At 37.5% G+C, this 509-nt stretch carries 2 protein-coding genes; both read right to left on the bottom strand.

What is annotated here, in order from left to right; translation table 11 throughout:
* Nucleotides 1–59: 59 nt before the first annotated feature.
* Nucleotides 60–311, bottom strand: a complete 252-nt coding sequence (locus N1032_RS28065) for a hypothetical protein (protein WP_259544034.1) — start codon at nt 309–311, stop codon at nt 60–62.
* 14 nt (nt 312–325) lie between these two features.
* Nucleotides 326–509 (bottom strand): hypothetical protein (locus N1032_RS28060; RefSeq protein ID WP_259544032.1); only part of this gene is annotated, 184 nt, incomplete at its 5' end.

The raw sequence follows: 509 nt of genomic DNA, 5'->3' as shown, positions 1-509 counted from the left end.
ATTTCCACGTTCACTAGCTCTTCTCAATTCTCCTGGATTAGGAATCATTGATTGACCTCCTATTTAGACGCTCTCAACTGGGCAAGGGCGCCTTTTTGGTTTGTTCTGATATAAAATTCTTCAAGTTTACGTTTTGTATCTTCAACTTGTTGTTGAGCAACTTCTTCAATAGTCAAAGGAGCTGGGGTTGCTTTACTTTTTTTAGCAGGTTTAGGCTCTGTGTCTGCAACTTTCTCAACTTTTTCAACCACTTTTTTTGGTTCAGTTACAACTTTTTCTGCAACTTTCTCAGTTTTCTTTTTTGCTGCCATGTTTTCTCCTTATATTACAAACGGTTTGGAGTTCCCCAACTGAGGTCGTGGCTTAAATCGTAATTAGGTGAACCATCAAGACGAGTTTGTCCATCACCAATCATTACATTACGTCCAAGTTTTCCTTCAAGCGTTTGTTGTTCTTTAAGTAATGTTTTCATATATTGAGGGTCAATCTCAATGTCTTCAAAATCAATC

Origin of the sequence: Herbiconiux daphne (genome assembly GCF_024979295.1) — a bacterium.
Taxonomy (GTDB): Bacteria; Actinomycetota; Actinomycetes; order Actinomycetales; family Microbacteriaceae; genus Herbiconiux; species Herbiconiux daphnes.
The sequence above is the reverse complement of the archived record's forward strand: the minus strand, read 5'-3'. Positions and strand labels throughout refer to the sequence as shown.

Bases quoted from the DNA above. Each gene is read 5' to 3' on its own strand.
- N1032_RS28065 (WP_259544034.1), bottom strand. From the start codon at position 311: ATGGCAGCAAAAAAGAAAACTGAGAAAGTTGCAGAAAAAGTTGTAACT.